The organism is Streptomyces sp. NBC_01450 (assembly GCF_036227505.1).
Taxonomy (GTDB): domain Bacteria; phylum Actinomycetota; class Actinomycetes; order Streptomycetales; family Streptomycetaceae; genus Streptomyces.
In genome coordinates this window covers 751,109-769,520 of the sequence record NZ_CP109480.1, presented here as the reverse complement: position 1 = coordinate 769,520, position 18,412 = coordinate 751,109, and the positions used below count along the sequence as shown (strand labels likewise).

Annotated in this window: 16 protein-coding genes; 6 read left to right on the top strand and 10 right to left on the bottom strand. The window is 70.0% G+C overall.

Annotated features, from left to right (window positions below; all coding sequences use genetic code 11):
* The first annotated feature begins 22 nt into the window (after positions 1 to 22).
* Entirely contained in the window at positions 23 to 1,447 is a 1,425-nt protein-coding gene (locus tag OG568_RS03565; protein ID WP_329530231.1) for a M1 family metallopeptidase, read from the top strand.
* Positions 1,448 to 1,458: 11 nt separating this feature from the next.
* Here OG568_RS03565 and glgB read toward each other — a convergent pair whose 3' ends face one another.
* From glgB to OG568_RS03540, 5 genes are all read right to left on the bottom strand, one after another.
* Positions 1,459 to 3,747: a 1,4-alpha-glucan branching enzyme gene (gene glgB, locus OG568_RS03560; protein WP_443077529.1), complete on the bottom strand. Its 2,289-nt coding sequence runs from the start codon at positions 3,745 to 3,747 to the stop codon at positions 1,459 to 1,461.
* A complete protein-coding gene (locus OG568_RS03555) occupies positions 3,695 to 5,152 on the bottom strand; it encodes a maltokinase N-terminal cap-like domain-containing protein (protein ID WP_329530229.1) in 1,458 nt (485 codons plus the stop codon). The genes glgB and OG568_RS03555 overlap by 53 nt, the downstream gene beginning before the upstream one ends.
* Positions 5,153 to 5,215: 63 nt before the next feature.
* Positions 5,216 to 6,955 (bottom strand): maltose alpha-D-glucosyltransferase, encoded by a 1,740-nt coding sequence (gene treS / locus OG568_RS03550; RefSeq protein ID WP_329530228.1) that lies wholly within the window; start codon positions 6,953 to 6,955, stop codon positions 5,216 to 5,218.
* Positions 6,952 to 8,955, bottom strand: a complete 2,004-nt coding sequence (locus OG568_RS03545) for an alpha-1,4-glucan--maltose-1-phosphate maltosyltransferase (RefSeq protein ID WP_329530227.1) — start codon at positions 8,953 to 8,955, stop codon at positions 6,952 to 6,954. The genes treS and OG568_RS03545 overlap by 4 nt, the downstream gene beginning before the upstream one ends.
* 76 nt (positions 8,956 to 9,031) lie before the next feature.
* Positions 9,032 to 9,343, bottom strand: coding sequence for a DUF5133 domain-containing protein (locus OG568_RS03540; protein WP_266633263.1), 312 nt, complete (start codon positions 9,341 to 9,343; stop codon positions 9,032 to 9,034).
* A gap of 303 nt (positions 9,344 to 9,646) precedes the next feature.
* Between OG568_RS03540 and OG568_RS03535 the strand changes: the two genes are divergently transcribed.
* Both OG568_RS03535 and OG568_RS03530 read left to right on the top strand, forming a co-directional pair.
* Positions 9,647 to 10,162, top strand: a complete 516-nt coding sequence (locus OG568_RS03535) for a pep a2 (RefSeq protein WP_329530226.1) — start codon at positions 9,647 to 9,649, stop codon at positions 10,160 to 10,162.
* A gap of 283 nt (positions 10,163 to 10,445) precedes the next feature.
* The gene (locus tag OG568_RS03530) at positions 10,446 to 11,843 is read left to right on the top strand and encodes an FAD-binding oxidoreductase (protein WP_329530225.1); all 1,398 of its coding nucleotides are present in this window, start codon (positions 10,446 to 10,448) and stop codon (positions 11,841 to 11,843) included.
* Here OG568_RS03530 and OG568_RS03525 read toward each other — a convergent pair whose 3' ends face one another.
* The 4 genes from OG568_RS03525 to OG568_RS03510 all read right to left on the bottom strand — a co-directional run bounded on the left by OG568_RS03525 (position 11,844) and on the right by OG568_RS03510 (position 14,411).
* A complete protein-coding gene (locus OG568_RS03525) occupies positions 11,844 to 12,653 on the bottom strand; it encodes an SAM-dependent methyltransferase (RefSeq protein ID WP_266424678.1) in 810 nt (269 codons plus the stop codon).
* A gap of 31 nt (positions 12,654 to 12,684) precedes the next feature.
* Entirely contained in the window at positions 12,685 to 13,185 is a 501-nt protein-coding gene (locus OG568_RS03520; RefSeq protein ID WP_329530224.1) for a hypothetical protein, read from the bottom strand.
* 155 nt (positions 13,186 to 13,340) lie between these two features.
* Positions 13,341 to 13,586, bottom strand: coding sequence for a DUF397 domain-containing protein (locus OG568_RS03515; RefSeq protein WP_329530223.1), 246 nt, complete (start codon positions 13,584 to 13,586; stop codon positions 13,341 to 13,343).
* 3 nt (positions 13,587 to 13,589) lie between these two features.
* Positions 13,590 to 14,411 carry a helix-turn-helix domain-containing protein gene (locus tag OG568_RS03510; protein ID WP_443077844.1) on the bottom strand — a complete coding sequence of 274 codons (822 nt, stop codon included), beginning with the start codon at positions 14,409 to 14,411 and terminating at the stop codon, positions 13,590 to 13,592.
* A gap of 295 nt (positions 14,412 to 14,706) precedes the next feature.
* On the opposite strand from OG568_RS03510, the gene OG568_RS03505 reads away from it, so the two are divergent.
* Positions 14,707 to 16,119 carry a hypothetical protein gene (locus OG568_RS03505; protein ID WP_329530221.1) on the top strand — a complete coding sequence of 471 codons (1,413 nt, stop codon included), beginning with the start codon at positions 14,707 to 14,709 and terminating at the stop codon, positions 16,117 to 16,119.
* 122 nt (positions 16,120 to 16,241) lie between these two features.
* Here OG568_RS03505 and OG568_RS03500 read toward each other — a convergent pair whose 3' ends face one another.
* Positions 16,242 to 17,054 (bottom strand): SDR family NAD(P)-dependent oxidoreductase, encoded by an 813-nt coding sequence (locus OG568_RS03500; protein ID WP_266633277.1) that lies wholly within the window; start codon positions 17,052 to 17,054, stop codon positions 16,242 to 16,244.
* A gap of 153 nt (positions 17,055 to 17,207) precedes the next feature.
* Here OG568_RS03500 and OG568_RS03495 point away from each other — a divergent pair, with 153 nt between their 5' ends.
* Together OG568_RS03495 and OG568_RS03490 are read left to right on the top strand one after the other, a co-directional pair.
* A complete protein-coding gene (locus OG568_RS03495; RefSeq protein WP_329530220.1) occupies positions 17,208 to 17,693 on the top strand; it encodes an ATP-binding protein in 486 nt (161 codons plus the stop codon).
* A complete protein-coding gene (locus OG568_RS03490; protein ID WP_329530219.1) occupies positions 17,690 to 18,364 on the top strand; it encodes a DUF6624 domain-containing protein in 675 nt (224 codons plus the stop codon). Before OG568_RS03495 ends, OG568_RS03490 begins: the two co-directional genes overlap by 4 nt.
* The last annotated feature ends 48 nt before the right edge of the window (positions 18,365 to 18,412 follow it).

Below are 18,412 nucleotides of genomic sequence, written 5' to 3'. Positions count from 1 at the left end.
CCGTCGCACCGGAGGAGCCAACGTGACGCCACGTCCGCATCAGACCACCAGACGCACAACCATCCTTCGACGAGAGGCAGTTGTCGCCGCGGTTCCCGTCGCGGTCGCCGCCCTGCTCGTCGCGGCGGGCCCGGCGGCGGCCGGTACGGTGGGCTCGTCCGGAGCCGGGGACACCTACTTCCCGCTCTCGGGCAACGGCGGCTACGACGTCCGGCACTACGACCTGACCCTCGGCTACGACCCCCAGAGCCGCCACCTCGACGGCAAGGCGGTCATCACCGCCCGGGCCACCCAGCGACTGACCCGCTTCGACCTCGACTTCAAAGGGCTGAAGGTCACCGGCGTCACCGTCGACCGCGCCAAGGCGTCCTACCACCGCGACGGCCAGGAACTCGTGGTCACCCCCCGCCACTCCCTCCAGCGGAATCGGGAATTCCGAGTCACTGTCACCTACTCGGGCACGCCCAAGCCGGCCACCGACCCGGACGGCTCCCTGGACGGGTGGATCCCCACCGACGACGGCGCGTTCGTGGCCGGCGAACCGCAGGGCGCCATGACCTGGTTCCCCGCCAACAGCCATCCCAAGGACAAGGCCTCCTACGACTTCACCATCACCGTCCCCAAGGGACACACCGCCGTGGCCAACGGAGTCCTCCGCGGACAGTCGACCAGCCACGGGCGTACGACGTTCCGCTGGCGGCAGTCCGAGCCGATGGCGGCCTACCTCGCCACGGCGACGGTCGGCAAGTTCAAGGTCGAGCAGTACACCACCGCCGACGGGCTCAAGGTGTACAACGCGGTCGATCCCCGTGAGGCGACCGCCGCGGCGCCCGTACTGAAGAAGCTGCCGTCCGTGCTGGCGTGGGAGAGCGGCGTCTTCGGCCCCTACCCCTTCCGGGCCGCCGGGGCCATCGTCGACCGGGCCCCGCAGGTCGGATACGCGCTGGAGACCCAGACCCGCCCGGTGTACGACTCCGCGCCCGACCTGAGCACGCTCGTCCACGAAAGCGCGCACCAGTGGTTCGGGGACTCCGTCAGCCTCACCGCCTGGAAGGACATCTGGCTCAACGAGGGCTTCGCGACGTACGCGGAGTGGTTGTACGCCGAGCAGCACGGTGGGAAGACCGCGCAGCAGACGTTCGACTCCCTCTACGCCAGGCCGGCCGACAGTGGTCTGTGGGCGTTTCCGCCCGCGGATCCCGGGAGCGGGGCGCACATCTTCGACACGCCCGTGTACGCGCGTGGTGCGATGGCTCTGCAGAAGCTGCGTACGGCTGTAGGGGACGGGGTGTTCTTCCGCGTCCTGCGGACCTGGGCGACGGAGCACCGTGGCGGACACGGCACCACCGCCCAGTTCATTCACCTCTCCGAGCGGTTGTCCGGGAAGGATCTCGACGCGTTGTTCCACACGTGGATCGGCACGGCGGGCAAGCCGACCGCTCCCTGACCGCCCAAACGTCAGGCGGGGCGGAGCCAGATCGTGGCCAGTGGGGGAAGCGTCAGACGCAGGCTTCCGTCATGGGCCTGGAGATGGGGGTTGTGGACGTCGCTGCCGCCGTAGTGGGCGGCGTCGGTGTTGAGGACTTCGTGCCAGGCGGGTACGGACTCGGGGATGCCGAGGCGGTAGTCGTGGCGGACGACGGGGGAGAAGTGGGAGACGGCGAGCAGGGGGGTGCCGTCGGCGTCGTGGCGGAGGAAGGCGAGGACGTTGTCGTCGGCGGCGTCGCCGGTGATCCAGGTGAAGCCGGCGGGGTCGGTGTCGCGTTGCCAGAGGGCGGGTTCGTGGCGGTAGACGGTGTTGAGGTCGCGGACGAGGTCGCGGACGCCGCGGTGGTCGGGTTCGGCGGGGTAGGCGGGGTCCAGGAGCCACCAGTCGGGGCCGTGGGCTTCGGACCATTCGGCGCCCTGGGCGAATTCCTGGCCCATGAAGAGGAGTTGTTTGCCGGGGTGGGCCCACATGAAGCCGAGGTAGGCGCGGGTGGTGGCGCGTTGCTGCCACCAGTCGCCGGGCATCTTCGACACCAGTGACCGTTTGCCGTGGACGACCTCGTCGTGGGAGATGGGCAGGACGTAGTTCTCGCTGTAGGCGTACACCATCGAGAACGTCATCTCGTTGTGGTGGTACTTGCGATGCACGGGGTCATGGGCGATGTACTCGAGCGAGTCGTGCATCCACCCCATGTTCCACTTCAGGCCGAATCCCAATCCACCGTGCGAGGTCGACCGGGTGACGCCGTCCCAGGCTGTCGACTCCTCGGCGATCGTCACTACTCCGGGGGCGCGGCGGTTGACGGTGGCGTTCATCTCCTGGAGGAAGGCGACGGCGTCGAGGTTCTCCCGGCCGCCGTGTTCGTTCGGGGTCCACTGCCCCGGCTCCCGCGAGTAGTCCAGGTAGAGCATCGAGGCGACCGCGTCGACGCGCAGTCCGTCGATGTGGAACTCCTCGCACCAGTACACGGCGTTGGCGACGAGGAAGTTGCGTACCTCGCGGCGCCCGTAGTCGAATTCGAGGGTGCCCCAGTCGGGGTGGGCGGCCCGCTGGGGGTCCGCGTGTTCGTACAGGGGGCGTCCGTCGAACTCGGCCAGCGCCCATTCGTCGCGCGGGAAGTGGGCCGGTACCCAGTCCATGAGGACGCCGATCCCGGCCCGGTGCAGGGCGTCGACGAGGTGTTTGAAGTCGTCGGGGGTGCCCAGCCGTGCGGTCGGGGCGTAGAAGCCGGTGACCTGGTAGCCCCAGGAGCCGCCGAAGGGGTGTTCGGCGACCGGCATGAGCTCGACATGGGTGAAGCCCAGGTCGCGGACGTAGGCGGGCAGTTGCTCGGCCAGTTGGCGGTAGGTCAGGCCGGGGCGCCACGAGGGCAGGTGGACCTCGTACACCGACAGCGGTGCCTCGTGCACCGGACGGGCCCCGCGCGCCGCCATCCACTCCTCGTCCCGCCACACATGGGACGACTCCGTCACGATCGAGGCGGTCGCCGGCGGGACCTCGGTGCGGCGGGCCATCGGGTCGGCGCGCATCGTGTGCGTACCGTCGGGCCGGGTGATGTCGAACTTGTAGGGCGTTCCCTCGCCGATGCCGGGCAGGAACAGCTCCCAGACGCCCGTGGAGCCGAGCGACCGCATGGGGTAGGCGGTGCCGTCCCAGTGGCAGAAGTCCCCGCAGACCCTGACGCCCTGGGCATTGGGCGCCCAGACCGTGAAGCGGGTGCCGGTCACGCCCTGGTGGGTCAGGGGATGAGCTCCGAGCGCCCGCCACAGCTCCTCGTGGCGGCCCTCGCCGATCAGATGCAGATCGACGTCGCCCAGCGCGGGCAGGAAGCGGTACGGGTCCTGCACCTCGAACTCGTGGCCCGCGTACGTCACCGACAGCACGTACTCGGGGATCGTGTCGAGCGGAAGGACGCCCGAGAAGAAGCCGTCACCGGCCCCCCGTAGCTCCGTGCGCCGCCCGTCCACCACTACCGCGACGGCCTGGGCGTACGGTCGCAGCACGCGGAACACGATGCCGCCCGGCACAGGGTGCGCGCCGAGCAGCGCGTGCGGATCGTGGTGGGCGCCCGACAGCAGGCGTGCGCGGTCCGTCGTGTCCAGGGCGGCTACCGGCCTCGTGCCAACGGCGGTGGTGGGAACTGCCACGGCTTCAGCCTCCTCGGGAAAGGGATGGGGCGGTCGGATCTCGGGCTCAGGGGCGTCGTCAAAGACGTTCAGGAGGACGTTCGACGCGATGTCCGGCCGGTCGGTCCTCATGACCGTCGGCGGGGCGTTCGGTACGACGTTCCCCCGCGCCTTCGGCGAGCCGCCCGACCGCCGCCATCGGGACCGGCAGCCAGTCGGGTCGGTGTCTTGCCTCGTACAGCACCTCGTACACGGCCCTGTCGGTCTCGTACGCGCGCAGCAGTTCGGGCTCCTCGCGCGGGTTCCACGAGGCCGCGGCGGCGTAGCCCGCGCAGAAGGCGCCTCGGCAGCGCTGCGCCCACTCGGGGCGCCACGGGTGGCGGGAGCGCGCGGCGTAGTCGAAGGAGCGCAGCATGCCCGCGACATCGCGTACGGGGGACTGGAGACGTCGGCGCTCGGTGAGCGGACGGGCCGGCTCGCCCTCGAAGTCGATGACGGACCACTCCCGCCCGGCCCGCAGCACCTGACCCAGGTGGAGGTCACCGTGAATCCGCTGCGCCGGCCGGATCGCCGCGTCGAGCGCCGCGAGGGCGTCGAAGACCGACCGCAGCCTGGCCACGTACGGTCGGAGTTCGGGCACGGACCGGGCCGTGGTGTCAAGCCGTTCACTCATGGCGGCCGCGAGTCGCCGGTGCTGTAAGGGACTTGGTGCCCGTACGGGGAACGCCGCCGCCAGCGCCAGATGTATCTCGGCGGTGGCCAGGCCCAGTTCGTATGCCTCCTCGGTGAACTCCCCGCCCGAGGTGAGCGATTGGAGCGCCAGGGTCCAGCCGTCGGTGGCGTCGCGCAGGAACGGCTGGAGCACCCCGAGTGTCGCCTCGCGCGGCTGCGCGGTGCCGAACCACGCCGCGGGGGCGGGGACGCGGGTGCAGCCCTGCCGGGCCAGCGCCCAGGGGACCTCCAGGTCCGGGTTGATGCCCGGCTGGACGCGGCGGAAGACCTTCAGGATGAAGGAGTTCCCGTACACGAGGGAGGAGTTCGACTGCTCGGTGTCGAGGAGCCGGGGGGTGAGACCGCAGGGCACCGTCACCCGGGGGTCCCGCTCGAAGAGCAGCGGGCCCGCGGCTCCGGGGGTGCGCAGCCGCTCCAGGAGCAGACCCGCCGCGCTCGGGTCGTGGAACGCGTCGTACACGCTGAGGTCGGCCAGAGGGCCCGCGCTCGGGCGTCCTATGAAGGCGGCGGCGAGCCGGGGAGGCAGGACCTCGCGTGCGCCGAGCAGGAGCTGGTAGCAGTCGTCGGGCGGGGGAGTGCCCGGGCCCTCGTGGCCGGAGCCGCCGAGGTGTTCGGTGCGTATCAGGAGATGCAGGCAGCCGGGGTACAGCTCGGTCGACGACACCACGCTGAGACCGGTGACGGGGTGGCCCTTGCCCGCGAACCAGCGCTGCCGCGGCAGCCATTGCCGCAGCAGTTCGGCGAGAGAGGTGAGCAGCTCGGCGGGGGCATGACTGCCCGGACGGTGCAACGCGGTCTTCGGCATGGCGACACGTCCTTTCAGAGGCAAGCGATCTTCGGGCACACGATCAAGCGCGATCAGGTGCGGTCAGAGTCGCTTGGCGGTGCCGGGGGCGATCGCGCGTCGCAGCCGGAACCAGTAGAAGCCGTGACCTGCGAGGGTGAGCAGGTAGGGGAGTTCGCCGATGGCCGGGAAGCGGACTCCGCCGATGAGTTCGACCGGGTGGCGGCCGTTGAAGGCCCGCAGGTCCAGTTCGGTGGGCTGGGCGAAGCGGGAGAAGTTGTGCACGCAGAGCACGAGGTCGTCCTCTTTGTCCTCGGTCGAGGGGGCCTCGCGCAGGAACGCGATGACCGCCGGGTTCGAGGACTGGAGCTCGGTGTAGGAGCCGAGGCCGAAGGCCTTGTTCTGTTTGCGGATCTCGATCATGCGGCGGGTCCAGTGCAGCAGTGACGAGGGTGAGGACATCGAGGCCTCGACGTTGGTCACCTGGTAGCCGTAGACCGGGTCCATGATGGTGGGCAGGAAGAGCCGGCCGGGGTCGGAGGAGGAGAAGCCGGCGTTGCGGTCGGGTGTCCACTGCATCGGGGTGCGCACCGCGTCGCGGTCGCCGAGCCAGATGTTGTCGCCCATCCCGATCTCGTCGCCGTAGTAGAGGATCGGCGAGCCGGGCAGTGACAGCAGCAGGGCGGTGAACAGCTCGATCTGGTTGCGGTCGTTGTCGAGCAGTGGCGCGAGCCGCCGCCTGATCCCGATGTTGGCGCGCATACGCGGGTCCTTGGCGTACTCCGCGTACATGTAGTCGCGTTCCTCGTCGGTGACCATTTCGAGGGTCAGCTCGTCGTGGTTGCGCAGGAAGATGCCCCACTGGCAGCTGGACGGGATCGCCGGGGTCTTCGCCAGGATTTCCGACACCGGGTACCGGGACTCCCTGCGCACCGCCATGAAGATCCTCGGCATGACGGGGAAGTGGAACGCCATGTGGCACTCGTCGCCGCCCGAGGGGAAGTCGCCGAAGTAGTCGACGACGTCCTCGGGCCACTGGTTCGCCTCCGCCAGCAGCACCGTGTCCGGATACAGGGAGTCGATCTCCTTGCGCACTCTCCGCAGGAACGCGTGTGTGGCGGGGAGGTTTTCGCAGTCGGTGCCCTCGACCTGGTAGAGGTACGGCACCGCGTCGAGACGGAACCCGTCGATTCCGAGGTCCAGCCAGAAGCGGAGGGCCGCGAGGATCTCCTCCTGGACGGCCGGGTTCTCGTAGTTGAGGTCGGGCTGGTGGGAGAAGAAACGGTGCCAGAAGTACTGCTTGCGGACCGGGTCGAAGGTCCAGTTGGAGGCCTCGGTGTCGACGAAGATGATCCGGGCGTCCTCGTACTGTTTGTCGTCGTCGGCCCAGACGTAGTAGTCGCCGTAGGGCCCGTCGGGGTTGGTCCTCGACTCCTGGAACCACGGGTGCTGGTCGCTGGTGTGGTTCATGACGAAGTCGATGATGACGCGCATGCCGCGCTGGTGGGCGGCGTCGACGAATTCGACGAAGTCGGCGAGGTCACCGAACTCGGGCAGGACGGCGGTGTAGTCGGAGACGTCGTAGCCGCCGTCGCGCAGGGGGGATTTGAAGAACGGGGGCAGCCACAGGCAGTCGATGCCCAGCCATTGCAGGTAGTCGAGTTTCGCGGTGAGGCCCTTGAGGTCGCCGACTCCGTCGCCGTTGCTGTCCTGGAAGGAGCGGACCAGGACCTCGTAGAAGACGGCGCGTTTGAACCATTCGGGGTCGCGGTCCTTGGCCGGAGTGTCCTCGAAGGTGTCCGGGACGGGCTCGTTGACGATCATGTGGTGGGTGACCCTCCGATCCGCTGTGAGGTGTCGACGGCGAGCACATGCGCACCGCCCGGCCCCAGTCGCACGAAGTCGGCCCTGCCCCAGCGGTAGGTCTCGCCGGTGAGCTCGTCGCGCACCGGCACGGACTCGTGCCAGTCCAGGCCGAGCTGCGGCATGTCCAACGAGACCGTCGCCTCCTGGGTGTGGTGGGGATCGAGGTTGACCACCACCACGACCATGTCGTCGCCCGAGCGCTTGCTGTAGGCGATCAGGGCCTCGTTGTCGGTCTGGTGGAAGTGCAGGTTACGCAGTGCGTGCAGGGCCTTGTGGGACCGTCTGATCCGGTTCAGCTCCGTGATCAGTGGCGCGATCGTACTGCCCTCGCGCGCGGCCGACTCCCAGTCACGTGGACGCAGTTCGTACTTCTCGGAGTTCCGGTACTCCTCGCTGGCGGGTCCGACCGGATCGTTCTCGCACAGCTCGTAGCCGGCGTAGAGCCCCCACGACGGCGAGAGGGTGGCGGCGAGCACGGCTCGCACTTCGAAGGCGGGCCGACCGCCCCGCTGGAGATAGCCCGGCAGGATGTCCGGGGTGTTCACGAAGAAGTTGGGCCGCATGAAGGCGGCCGTCCCGCACGACAGTTCGGTCAGGTAGTCGGTCAGCTCCTGCTTGGTGTTGCGCCAGGTGAAGTACGTGTACGACTGCTGGAAGCCGACGGCCGCGAGCCTGTGCATGATCGCGGGCCGGGTGAACGCCTCGGCCAGGAAGATCACGTTCGGATCGGTGCGGTTGATGTCCGCGATGACCCGCTCCCAGAAGACCACCGGCTTGGTGTGCGGGTTGTCGACGCGGAAGATCCGTACGCCGTGGTCCATCCAGTACCGCAGCACCCGCAGCGTCTCCTGGACCAGCCCCGGCATGTCCTGGTCGAAGGCGATCGGATAGATGTCCTGGTACTTCTTCGGCGGATTCTCCGCGTACGCGATCGACCCGTCCGCCCGGTGGTGGAACCACTCGGGGTGCTTCTCCACCCACGGGTGGTCCGGGGAACACTGGAGCGCGAAGTCGAGAGCGACTTCGAGCCGCAGTTCCGCCGCCCGGCGTACGAACGCGTCGAAGTCGTCGATCGTGCCGAGATCGGGATGGATCGCGTCGTGCCCGCCCTCGGCGGAGCCGATCGCCCAGGGCACGCCGACATCCCGACGGCTCGCCGACAGGCTGTTGTCGGGGCCCTTGCGGAAGGTGGTTCCGATGGGGTGGATCGGCGGGAGGTACACGACGTCGAAGCCCATCTCGGCGACGGCGGGCAGCCGTTCGGCGGCGCTGCGGAACGTGCCGTGCACCGACGGGTCCAGCTGTCCGCTCTCCGAGCGTGGGAAGAACTCGTACCAGGCGCCGTACAACGCCCGCTCCCTTTCCACGAGCAGGGGCATCGGCAGCGAGCGGGAGACCCGTTCGCGCAGCGGGTGTTCGGCGAGAGTGGCGGTCACTTCCGGGGCCAGCGCGGCGGTGAGACGGGCCGTGGGCCGCCGGGAGCCGTCACGCAGGGCGTTCGCCGCGGCGCGTACGACCGCTCGGGCGGCCGGGTCGGGCACCGCGGCCGCGGCCCGCTCGTACAGCGCGGCGCCCTCCTCCAGGACCAGTCCGGCGTCGATCCCGGCCGGGACCTTGATGCCGGCGGCGTGACGCCAGGCGGCCACGGGATCGCTCCAGGCCTCCACCAGATACGTCCACCGGCCCACGGCATCCGGTGTGACCTCGGCGCCCCAGCGGTCGGTGCCCAGGTCGAGTTCACGCATCGGGGCCCGCGGGCCGGGCCGGCCGCTCGGATCGCACAGGACGACCTCGGCGCCGAGCACATCGCGGCCCTCGCCGAAGACGGTGGCGGTGACCTCGAAGGTCTCCCCGACGGCCGCCTTCGCGGGGCGCCGGCCGCATTCGACGACCGGCAGGACGTCCACGATCGGGATGCGGCCGATCGGGTCATGGCCGCCCGCCGTATGTGCCTCCATGTTTCGCCTCCGCCGTCCTCGCGCCCTGCCACCTCGGTTCAGAGCTGTGCCGAAAATTTCCGACCCACGGTCCGTCTCAGGGACATCTGCCGACCGCTCGCCCCACTCCCTGCGCCTGAGTGCCCTGGGAGAGTTGAGAGCCCCGCGCGCCGTGCGCGACCGCCACCGGTGACAGCGCGGAAACCGGTGCCTCGCCCCGCAGATAGTGCTCGGCGGCTTCCACCGCCTCCCGCGCACAGCGCTTACCCATCAGCACGCACAGGGTGTACCCCGTGTTCTCGAAGTTGCCCCGCACCGCGTGGTCGGTGGGGGCCACGAGCAACAGGCGTTCCCAGGCCCGGTATCGCTCCAGATGCCTGGCGACCTCGGCTTTGGCAGGCAGCAGCATGCGCCGGTCACCTTCCCACTCCGTCGACTGCGCACGGGACCCCCGGCTGCTGCCGGACGGCCGTGCACGGAAGGGCACCGACCCACTACGGAGGGCGGTGCCCTCACTCATGGTGCCTGCGCGGGCACCCAGCGTCTTGTTGGCTCTTCAACCATATTGGGACCCTTCTCGTGTTGCACGAACGGAGTAGCACTCGCACTCTGGGACTGACTCAGAAGCGACCAGCGCTCACGCTTCGTGTTCGGGGCTCGGTCCGCGAAGGGCGAGGAGAGGCGAGAGCTTCGCCGTGAGGAGCCAACGAAGATGAAACCTGCAGTGCCCTGTTACTACCACCTCGACGTGGAGGTCAGCCCGGAGCGGGTTGGCCAGGTCAAGCGCATTTTGGGGGCCCATCTCCGGTACTGGAACCTGGAGACGCTCGTCGATTCCGTATGCCACTGTGCGGAAGCGCTGCTGCATACGATCGACCGGCACGCGATGGACAAGAACACCACCATCGAGATGTGGTGGAACGGTTCGCACCTCATCACCGCCGTCTCCGACAACGACCAGGATCTGCGCCCGCACAACGCTCCCCAGGGTTGCCTGGCGCAGATCGCCGCCCTCAGCGACGGCTGGGGCTGCTGTGCCACCGGCGCCGGCGGCAAGATCATCTGGTTCTCCTGGCGGGCCCGCGCCGCCGAGCGCGCTCCGCTGGTCCCGACCGGGCCCGTGCCCAGCCTGCGGGAGGCGCGCCGGACGCCGCCTCAGGTGGTGCTGCCGGAACCGGCGTTCGCGGGGTCCCCGCACGACACGGAGGCCGTGATCGCCGTGACGTGATCGCGTGCGTACCCGGACCGGGCGCCCCTGCCCGCCCCGGGTGCGGCATGCGACGGCGAAGGCGCCGACTTCGCCCTACGGCTACCGGGTCCACGATCCTTGGGACCCGGCGGCCGGCACCGGTGCGATCCGGTGAAGCGAGCGCACGCTCGGCGAGTTCGGCCGGTACGGCGCCGTCGGGAACCGGAGCAGAACAGGCGCGTCCGATCCATCGGAGGGAGACTGGAGCCAAAGGCCCAGGGCACGGGCGCCCTGGAACCGGCCCCCAGACAGGGGGAGGGGCATGTCCATCACACCGGCACAGGCAGCGCGACAGGAACTAACGGGATTCAAGGGGCAGTTGATAGGACCCGGTGACTCCGGGTACGACGAGGCCCGTACCGTCTACAACGCGATGATCGACCGGCGGCCCGCCCTGGTGGCGAGGTGCACCAGCGCCGAGGACGTGTCGTACGTCGTCGGCTTCGCCCGCGACCACGGGCTCGCGCTCGCCGTGCGGGGCGGGGGCCATCACGGCGCGGGTCTGGGGGTCTGCGACGACGGTGTGGTCCTCGACCTCTCACCCCTCAAGGACATCGAGGTCGACCCGGAGGCCCGCACGGTACGGGTCGGGGGCGGCTGCGTGTGGGGCGAGGTCGACCGTGCCACCCACCAGCACGGCCTGGCCACTCCCGCCGGCATCATCTCCACGACGGGAGTCGGCGGCCTCACCCTGGGCGGCGGCATCGGGCATCTCACCCGTAAGTACGGGCTGACCGTCGACAATCTCCTGGCGGCCGACCTCGTCCTGGCGAGCGGGGAGCACGTGCGTGCGAGCGACGCGGAGAACCCCGACCTGTACTGGGCGATCCGCGGGGGCGGCGGCAACTTCGGAGTCGTCACCTCGTTCCTGTTCCGGCTGCACGAGGTCAGCACCGTCGTAGCGGGCCCGACCTTCTGGCCCGTCGAACTCGGTGCCGAAGTCCTCACCGTCTACCGCGACTTCCTCCCGAACGCCCCCCGAGAGCTGAACGGCTTCTTCATGTTCGGCTCCGTTCCGCCCGGCCCGCCGTTCCCCGAGGAGATCCATCTGCGCAAGGTCTGCGGGGTCATCTGGTGCCGCGTCGGGGACGATGCCGAGGCGGCGGCCGCGGAGATGGCACCCCTCTTCGACGCCGTGCCCGAGCCGCTGCTGCGCGGGGCGGCGCCGATGCCGTTCCCCGCGCTCCAGTCCGCGTTCGACGGGATCTACCCGCCCGGCGACCAGTGGTACTGGCGCGCGGACTTCGTCGACGAGATCCCCGACGAGGCGGTCGCGTCGCACCTCGGGTACGGCGCCCAACCGCCGACCTGGAAATCGACGATGCACCTGTACCCGATCGACGGCGCCGTCCACGACGTCGCACCGGCGGACACCGCGTGGAGCTACCGGAACGCGCACTGGGCGACCGTGTACGCGGGCGTGGACTCCGATCCGGCCGGCGCCGAGCGCGTCAAGCGCTGGAGCGTGGACTACTCCGACGCGCTGCACCCGTACTCCGCGGGCGGGGCGTACGTGAACATGATGATGGACGAGGGCCAGGAGCGCGTACGGGCCAGCTACCGCGACAACTACGCCCGCCTGGCCCGGGTCAAGGCTGACCGTGACCCGGACAACCTGTTCCGCCTCAACCAGAACATCGAACCGGCGCCGCGCACCTGATCACGGCTTGAGCGCCACCCCGCCGTGCACGTCGGTGGGCTCCGGTGTCGTGCCGGGCGCGGGGCGCCACAGGGGGCAGGAGACGATGCCGGGTTCGATCAGCTCCAGGCCCTCGTAGTACGCGGTGATCTGTTCCGGGCTGCGCAGAACGTACGGGACGGCGCCGGTGTCGTCGTAGCCCTGCTGCGCCTGCTTGAGCGCGGCGTCGGTGTCGGTGCTGTCGTAGTGCACGAAGTAGCTGCCGGAGGGCAGGGCGGCCTGGAGGGTGCGGACGATCGACTTGGCCTCCTCGTAGTCCTGGATGTGACCGAGGATGCCCATGAGCATCAGGGCGACGGGCCGGTCGAAGTCCAGGATCCGGCTCGCGGCCTCGACGATCTTCTCGGGCTCGTGCAGATCCGCGTCGATGTAGTTGGTGACACCCTCGGGGGTGCTGGTCAGCAGCGCCTGCGCGTGGCGCAGCACCAGGGGGTCGTTGTCCACGTAGACGATGCGCGACTCGGGCGCCACCCGCTGGGCGACCTGGTGGGTGTTGTCGTACGAGGGCAGGCCGGTGCCGATGTCCAGGAACTGGCGGATACCGAGCTCACCGGCCACGAAGGTCACGGTCCGGATCAGGTACTCGCGGGAGGCCCGGGCCATCGTCTCGATGTTCGGCGCGACCTCACGGTAGGCGTCGCCCGCGATCCGGTCGACCTCGTAGTTGTCCTTCCCGCCCATCCAGTAGTTCCAGATGCGGGCCGAGTGCGGCACCGTGGTGTCGATCTTGGACAACGCCTCTTGGTCGGGGTTGGGCCGGCCGTCTGCCATGGGATGTCTCCTGCCTCCGTCACGCGGTCTGTCAGTAACCTACCGTCAACTGCTTTTGATAATCGCCGAGTTGAGGATCGGTGCGGGCGGGGCCACGAATGGGGTGGCCGAGGGCCTCGGCGTCCACGGTCACCACGGGGACGTGTTGGGCAAGGGTGCGCAGCGCTCGCTCGTACGCGTCGACCGCCTCGGTGTCGTCCGCCTCGCCGGTCACGTGGACGAGGGCCCCGTCGCGTTCCGCCACCGCTTCGGCGAAGTCCAGGGCCTGGATCCAGGTCACCCGGGAGCGTCCGCGGCGCAGCGGTCCGTAGACCAATTCGTGGACGAGACTGCCGTCGACGGCCAACCGGCCCGGCGCGGCGAGGAGTTCGCGGTAAGGCTGGGTGGGGTCCACATGGTGGAGGGGCCCGCGGCAGAGCCGGACCAGGAATCCGTGCCGGGCCAGCTCGGCGATCAGAACGCCTCTGCCGATTCCGTCGGGACCGTCGACGACCAGGGTCCGGCACTGGCTGAGGGCCTGCTCGAGGATCACCCTCGCACCTCGCGACAGGGTCCGGTGCGCATACCGCTCCCTCCGGGACGACCGACGCCCTCAGTGTGAACGGACAACCCGCACGGCGGGAGTGGGCGTGCGGGTTGTCCGGTTGTGCGGGCGTAGTGGTGCGGCTCCGGCGGTGCTGTAGCGCCTCAGGCGACGAGGAAGTCGGCCTGGCCCGACTTGGCGCCTTCGAGGAACGAGATCATCTCGTCCCGGGTGTAGACCAGCGCGGGCCCGTCCGGGTCCTTGGACTGGCGGAAGGCCACACTGCCGTCGGGCAGCCGCTTGGCCTCGACGCAACTCCCGCCGTTCGTACCGCTCCAGGGCTTCTCCCAGCCCTCGGTGCCCAGGTCGACGGCCGGCATGCCGCTGTAGATGGGGCCCTTGGTTCCCATGGATCACAACTCCTTACGCAGTTCACCCAGGATGGCCCTGGTCCGAGCGACCGGTTCCGCCTGCACGGACATCCGGTCCAGCACTTCGAGATAGGTGACGACGTCGGCGGGCCGGTCGACATAGACCGCGCCGGCGAGGCTTTCGGTGTAGATGACGTCGGGCAGTTCGGAGAAGCCGAAGCGGAAATGGTGGAACGGGCCGAAGGCGCCGGGATGTGCCCCCGCCCCGAAGCGCATGACCTGGATCCTGACCTTCGGCATGTCCAGGACCTCGTGCAGCCGGTCGATCTGGGCCCGCATCACCTCGGCCCCGCCCACCGGGCGGCGCAGCACCGTCTCCTCGAGGATGGCCCAGATGGCGGGCGCGTCCGGCTTGGCGAGCAGGTCCTGCCGCTTGGTCCGCAGGGCGACACGGCGGGCGACGTCCTCCTGCGACGCGTTGGGGAAGCCCACGCGCATGAGCGCGGTGGCGTAGTCGTTCGTCTGCAACAGGCCCGGAACGTAGTGGGGTTCGTAGAGACGGATGACGCTGGCTTCGCTCTCCAGGCTCACGTAGGCGCTGAACCACTCGGGCAGCACATCGCGGTACTTGTACCACCAGCCCGGCTGATTGGCCTCCCGGGCCAGCGCGAGGAAGTCGTCGATCTCCGTCGCCGGTACCCCGTAGGTGTGCAGCAACTCCTTCACGTAGGGGATCCGGAGGCCGACCTCGGCCTTCTCGATCCGGCGGACCGTCAACGGCGTGACCTCGATCGCCCGTGCCGCCTCCTCGAACGACACTCCCGCCCGTTCCCTCAGCTGCCTCAGCCGCTTGCCGAGAACCATCCGCAGGACCGTGGGTGCGCTGCCGCTCGAGCGGTTGTCACTCACGTCCTACCTCCCGGTACGGCTGTATCACAGCGTGCAGTGTGCCACGCGGTCGTTGACAGAGACAGGGCGATGCGGATCGTTCTGAAATTATCAGAACGCTGGTTGCGTGTTGAGCCTGTCGGCGACCATAGTGATCGGGCGACCTGTCACACAGTCAGTGGCGACAAACGTCCAACCGTGCCGTGCCGTCGTGGAATTGATGTACCGGCAGGTACGGCGCAGCCCGTACGGACCGTGATGCGAGACCTGGGTGGCCACCGTGACCGACGGACAATCAAGGAGCGCCGGCAAGGGCCCCGGCGGGGCCAACTCGACGCTGGCGGCCGCCCTCAAGGAAGCCGGCTGCTCCTATGCCTCCCTCGCCCTCAGGGTCAACGAACTTGGCCGCCGTCAGGGCGTGGACTCCAACTACGACAAGGCGTCGGTCACCCGCTGGCTCCAAGGCCAGCAACCACGGGGCACCACACCGGAGTTGATCGCCGCCGTACTGTCCGAGCGGCTCAGCCGCGCCGTGTCGCCCGCGGACCTCGGCTTCCACGCCGACCAACAGCGCCCGGTCGCGGGCCGGGCCCTCGTCTATGGCGAAGACGTGGCGGAAACCCTTCACACCCTGGCCGAACTGGGCTCCACCGACATCTCCCGCCGCAGTCTCCTCGGCGCGGTGCCCTTCGTCGCCACCGCGCTGACCAACCCCCAACGAGATTGGCTGCTGTGGCTGTTGGAGCAGCAGGACGGCTTCCATCCGACGGTGGTGGCGAGCGGCGGGCCCGTCGAACAGGTGCACGCGATGATCGCCATGTTCGACCAGATGGACAACCACTACGGCGGCGGCGGTGTGCGCACGAGCATCGTGCACTACCTCTCCACCGAGGTCGTCCCCATGCTGCAGCGCCGCGGCACCCCGCCGCAGCTGCAACGGCAGTTGTACGCGGCTGCCGCGCGCCTCGCCGCCATGGCCGGCTGGAGCTCGTACGACGCGGGGGAGTACGGGCTCGCGCAGCGGTACATGACCCAGGGGCTGCGCCTGTGCGCCGAGGGGCGTGACCGGGTGCTGGGCGGTCAGATCCTGGCCGGACTCTCCCATCTGGCCACCAACCTCGGCCGTCCCGACGAGGGGGTGGCCCTGGCCCGGGCCGGCGTCGCCACCGCGAAAGGGGCGGGCAGCCCGCTCGGACTGATGCGCCTGCACGCCATGGCGGCACGCGGGCATGCCGCCCAGGGGCACTCCTGCGAGGCCTCGGAGGCGCTGCGCCTGGCGGAAGGGCAACTGGACATGAGCCGGGGCGCCGACCAGGAATCCGTCTGGGTGCGCTACCTCGACCACCACTATCTGCAGGCGGAGGCCGCCCTGTGCTTTCGTGACCTGGGGCTCGCCGCCCAGGCGGAACGTACGGCGAGCGAGTCGCTGAGTGCGAACGCCGACCGGCGCAGACGCCAGGCCATCAGCCGCTCGGTCCTGGCGACCGCGCATCTCCAGCAGGACCGGCTCGACGAGGCCGTCGGCGCGGCCACCGAAGCGCTGGAGACCCTCAGTACCGTGCACAGCGAACGGTCGATCCAGGCCCTGCGGGACTTCCGCACCCGGCTGCAGCCTCGCCGCCACGAACCGATGGTGCGGGAGTTCGAGCGCAGGTCGCGTGTGGTGCTGGGGGTGGCGGCATGACGGGGAGTGCGGCGGCCGGTCCGGTGGACGACTTAGCGGGCGTGGTCCCTGAGGCAGGAGGCGTTCCTGAGACAGAGACGGGCCCTGAGACAGAGACGGGCCCTGAGACAGGAATGGTGCGCTCAATAACCGTCCGGCGAGGGCGCGTTCTGGGCGCGGTCGACGGGGAGGTGGGCTCCCGAGATACCGCTCGACCAGTCGGACAGCAGAAACGCCACCACCCGGGCGACCTCCTGCGGAGCGACCGGCGCTCCGCTCGGAAGCTCCGTCGCCACGAATCCCGCGTACGCCTCGGGGTCGTCCCGGCGCATCCGGTCCCAGCGCCTGCCCGGGATGAGCATCGACCCGGGGGAGACGGCGTTCACCCGGATTCCGTCCGGCCCCAGTTCACGGGCGAGCGAGGCGGCCAACTGGATCTGGGCGGACTTCGCCACCCCGTACTGGACGGGCGGCCCGGGCTTCCAGCCGGAGATCGACGAGATCACCACGACCGATCCGCCACCGGCCGCCCGCAGATGCGGCACCGCGGCCCGGACCAGGCGCGCGGCATGGCCGACGTTCACCTCCCACGTCGCCGCCCAGTCCTCGGCGTCCGCCTCCTCGAAGCGGCCACCGCGAGAACCGCCCGCACAGGCCACCACCCCGTCAAGACCGCCGAAACGATTCGCCATGGCCGCGACAAACTCCTCCAGGCGCTCCGGCTCCGTGACGTCGAGCGCCTGGGTGAACAGCGGGGAGTCCAGCGACGCCGCCAGCGCCGTCAGGTCACGCGCGCCGCGCGCACAGGTGGCCACCCGGGCCCCTTCGGCGACAAGCAGCCGCACGATCTGCTCGCCGAGCCCGCGCGTTCCACCGGTGACCAGGACGCGCTTGTCGCGCACTCCCGACCACCCGGTGGGATCGCCGGGGCGCACCGGCGTAGGGCTCCCGCTCACGTTCCTCACCCGATCGAACATACATCCCACACCACTACGTGCCTGCAACCGGACAACCCCGATACCCCCTGGTCGACGCGGGGCCATGCCCTGTTGGCTGCACGGGCAGCCATCGAGCACATCCCCCACCCGCGCTGCAATGAAGGAGGATCGATGACGGCGTCCAGGGCTCATCGCCGCGGGCCGTCGCCCTCACCGCAGCACGTCGCCGGCGCGCTGCCCATGACGCACCACGGCCTGGCGCGGACCACCGTCCCCGCCCATCCCTCACGCGCGGCCGACGTGCGGGGCATGGTCGCCGAACACCTCACCCGTCTGCGCCTGCCCTCCGAGTGCCTCGACGATGCCGTCCTCGCGACCGACGAACTGTTCGCCAACGCGGTCAGACACGGAAGTCCCGACCCCCGCGACACCATCACCGTCACCCTCGAGCACATCGGGCACGAGCTGCGCGTGACGGTCGCCGACCGTTCGTCCGCCCTGCCACGACCGCGCGACACGGGCGGCGCCGAGGAGTCGGGACGCGGACTGGCCATCGTGGCCGCACTGTCCGAGGACTGGGGCGTCGCACCGCCCGACCCCGGCACCATGGGCAAGAAGGTCTGGTTCACACTGGCGGCGCTGCGGGGCATGCCATGAAGCGATTCCCGGGGCACCTCGCGGCCGGCACCCCGACGGAACCGGACGGCGCGCGGCCGGAGCCGGACGGATCACCCGTGGGCCCGGAAGGATCATCGGTGGGCCCGGACGGACTCCCGGTGGGACCGGACGAATCACCGGTGGGGCCGGATCCCGCGTCCGCACGGATTCTCCCGGCACTCGCCGTCGCGCTCGCCCGTGAGCTCTCGCGCCGGGCCGACGAGGAGCGGCACCTGATGCGGCAGGCGCGGACGAACCCCACTCCACAGGTCCGGCGCGGTCTCGTCGAATGCCGCAGGACCAATGCCGACGCCCTCGCGACGATCGTCCGCCGACACGGCTGGCCGACCGCGGACCTGGTCGGCGCGCCCGCCTCGACGGCGGCCCTGATGATCCTGCTGCACGCCCCGGACCTCGACTTCCAGCTCCGCTGCCGCGACCTGATCGCCCAGGCGACCGCGGACGGACGCTGCCCCGGACCGCATCACGCCTACATCGCCGATCACTGCGCGGTCGAACTCGGCCAGCCCCAGTTCTACGGCACCCGGGTCGACCCCGCGACCTTCCGCCCGTATCCGATCCGGCGGCCCGAGACCCTCGAGGAGCGGCGCCACGACGTCGGCCTCGGCCCCCTCGACGAGCAGATGCGGACGCTGCGCCGCGGCGCCTGAGAACGTGATGTGCAGCACGCGCGGAAATGTCCCCCGGGTGGCGGGGAC

Coding starts and splice junctions, on each gene's coding strand:
- glgB (WP_443077529.1), bottom strand. CDS start 3,747: ATGAGGACCGACCGGCCGGACATCGCGTCGAACGTCCTCCTGAACGTC.
- OG568_RS03555 (WP_329530229.1), bottom strand. CDS start 5,152: ATGCCGAAGACCGCGTTGCACCGTCCGGGCAGTCATGCCCCCGCCGAG.
- treS (WP_329530228.1), bottom strand. CDS start 6,955: ATGATCGTCAACGAGCCCGTCCCGGACACCTTCGAGGACACTCCGGCC.
- OG568_RS03545 (WP_329530227.1), bottom strand. CDS start 8,955: ATGGAGGCACATACGGCGGGCGGCCATGACCCGATCGGCCGCATCCCG.
- OG568_RS03540 (WP_266633263.1), bottom strand. CDS start 9,343: ATGCTGCTGCCTGCCAAAGCCGAGGTCGCCAGGCATCTGGAGCGATAC.
- OG568_RS03535 (WP_329530226.1), top strand. CDS start 9,647: ATGAAACCTGCAGTGCCCTGTTACTACCACCTCGACGTGGAGGTCAGC.
- OG568_RS03530 (WP_329530225.1), top strand. CDS start 10,446: ATGTCCATCACACCGGCACAGGCAGCGCGACAGGAACTAACGGGATTC.
- OG568_RS03525 (WP_266424678.1), bottom strand. CDS start 12,653: ATGGCAGACGGCCGGCCCAACCCCGACCAAGAGGCGTTGTCCAAGATC.
- OG568_RS03515 (WP_329530223.1), bottom strand. CDS start 13,586: ATGGGAACCAAGGGCCCCATCTACAGCGGCATGCCGGCCGTCGACCTG.
- OG568_RS03510 (WP_443077844.1), bottom strand. CDS start 14,411: ATGGTTCTCGGCAAGCGGCTGAGGCAGCTGAGGGAACGGGCGGGAGTG.
- OG568_RS03495 (WP_329530220.1), top strand. CDS start 17,208: ATGACGGCGTCCAGGGCTCATCGCCGCGGGCCGTCGCCCTCACCGCAG.
- OG568_RS03490 (WP_329530219.1), top strand. CDS start 17,690: ATGAAGCGATTCCCGGGGCACCTCGCGGCCGGCACCCCGACGGAACCG.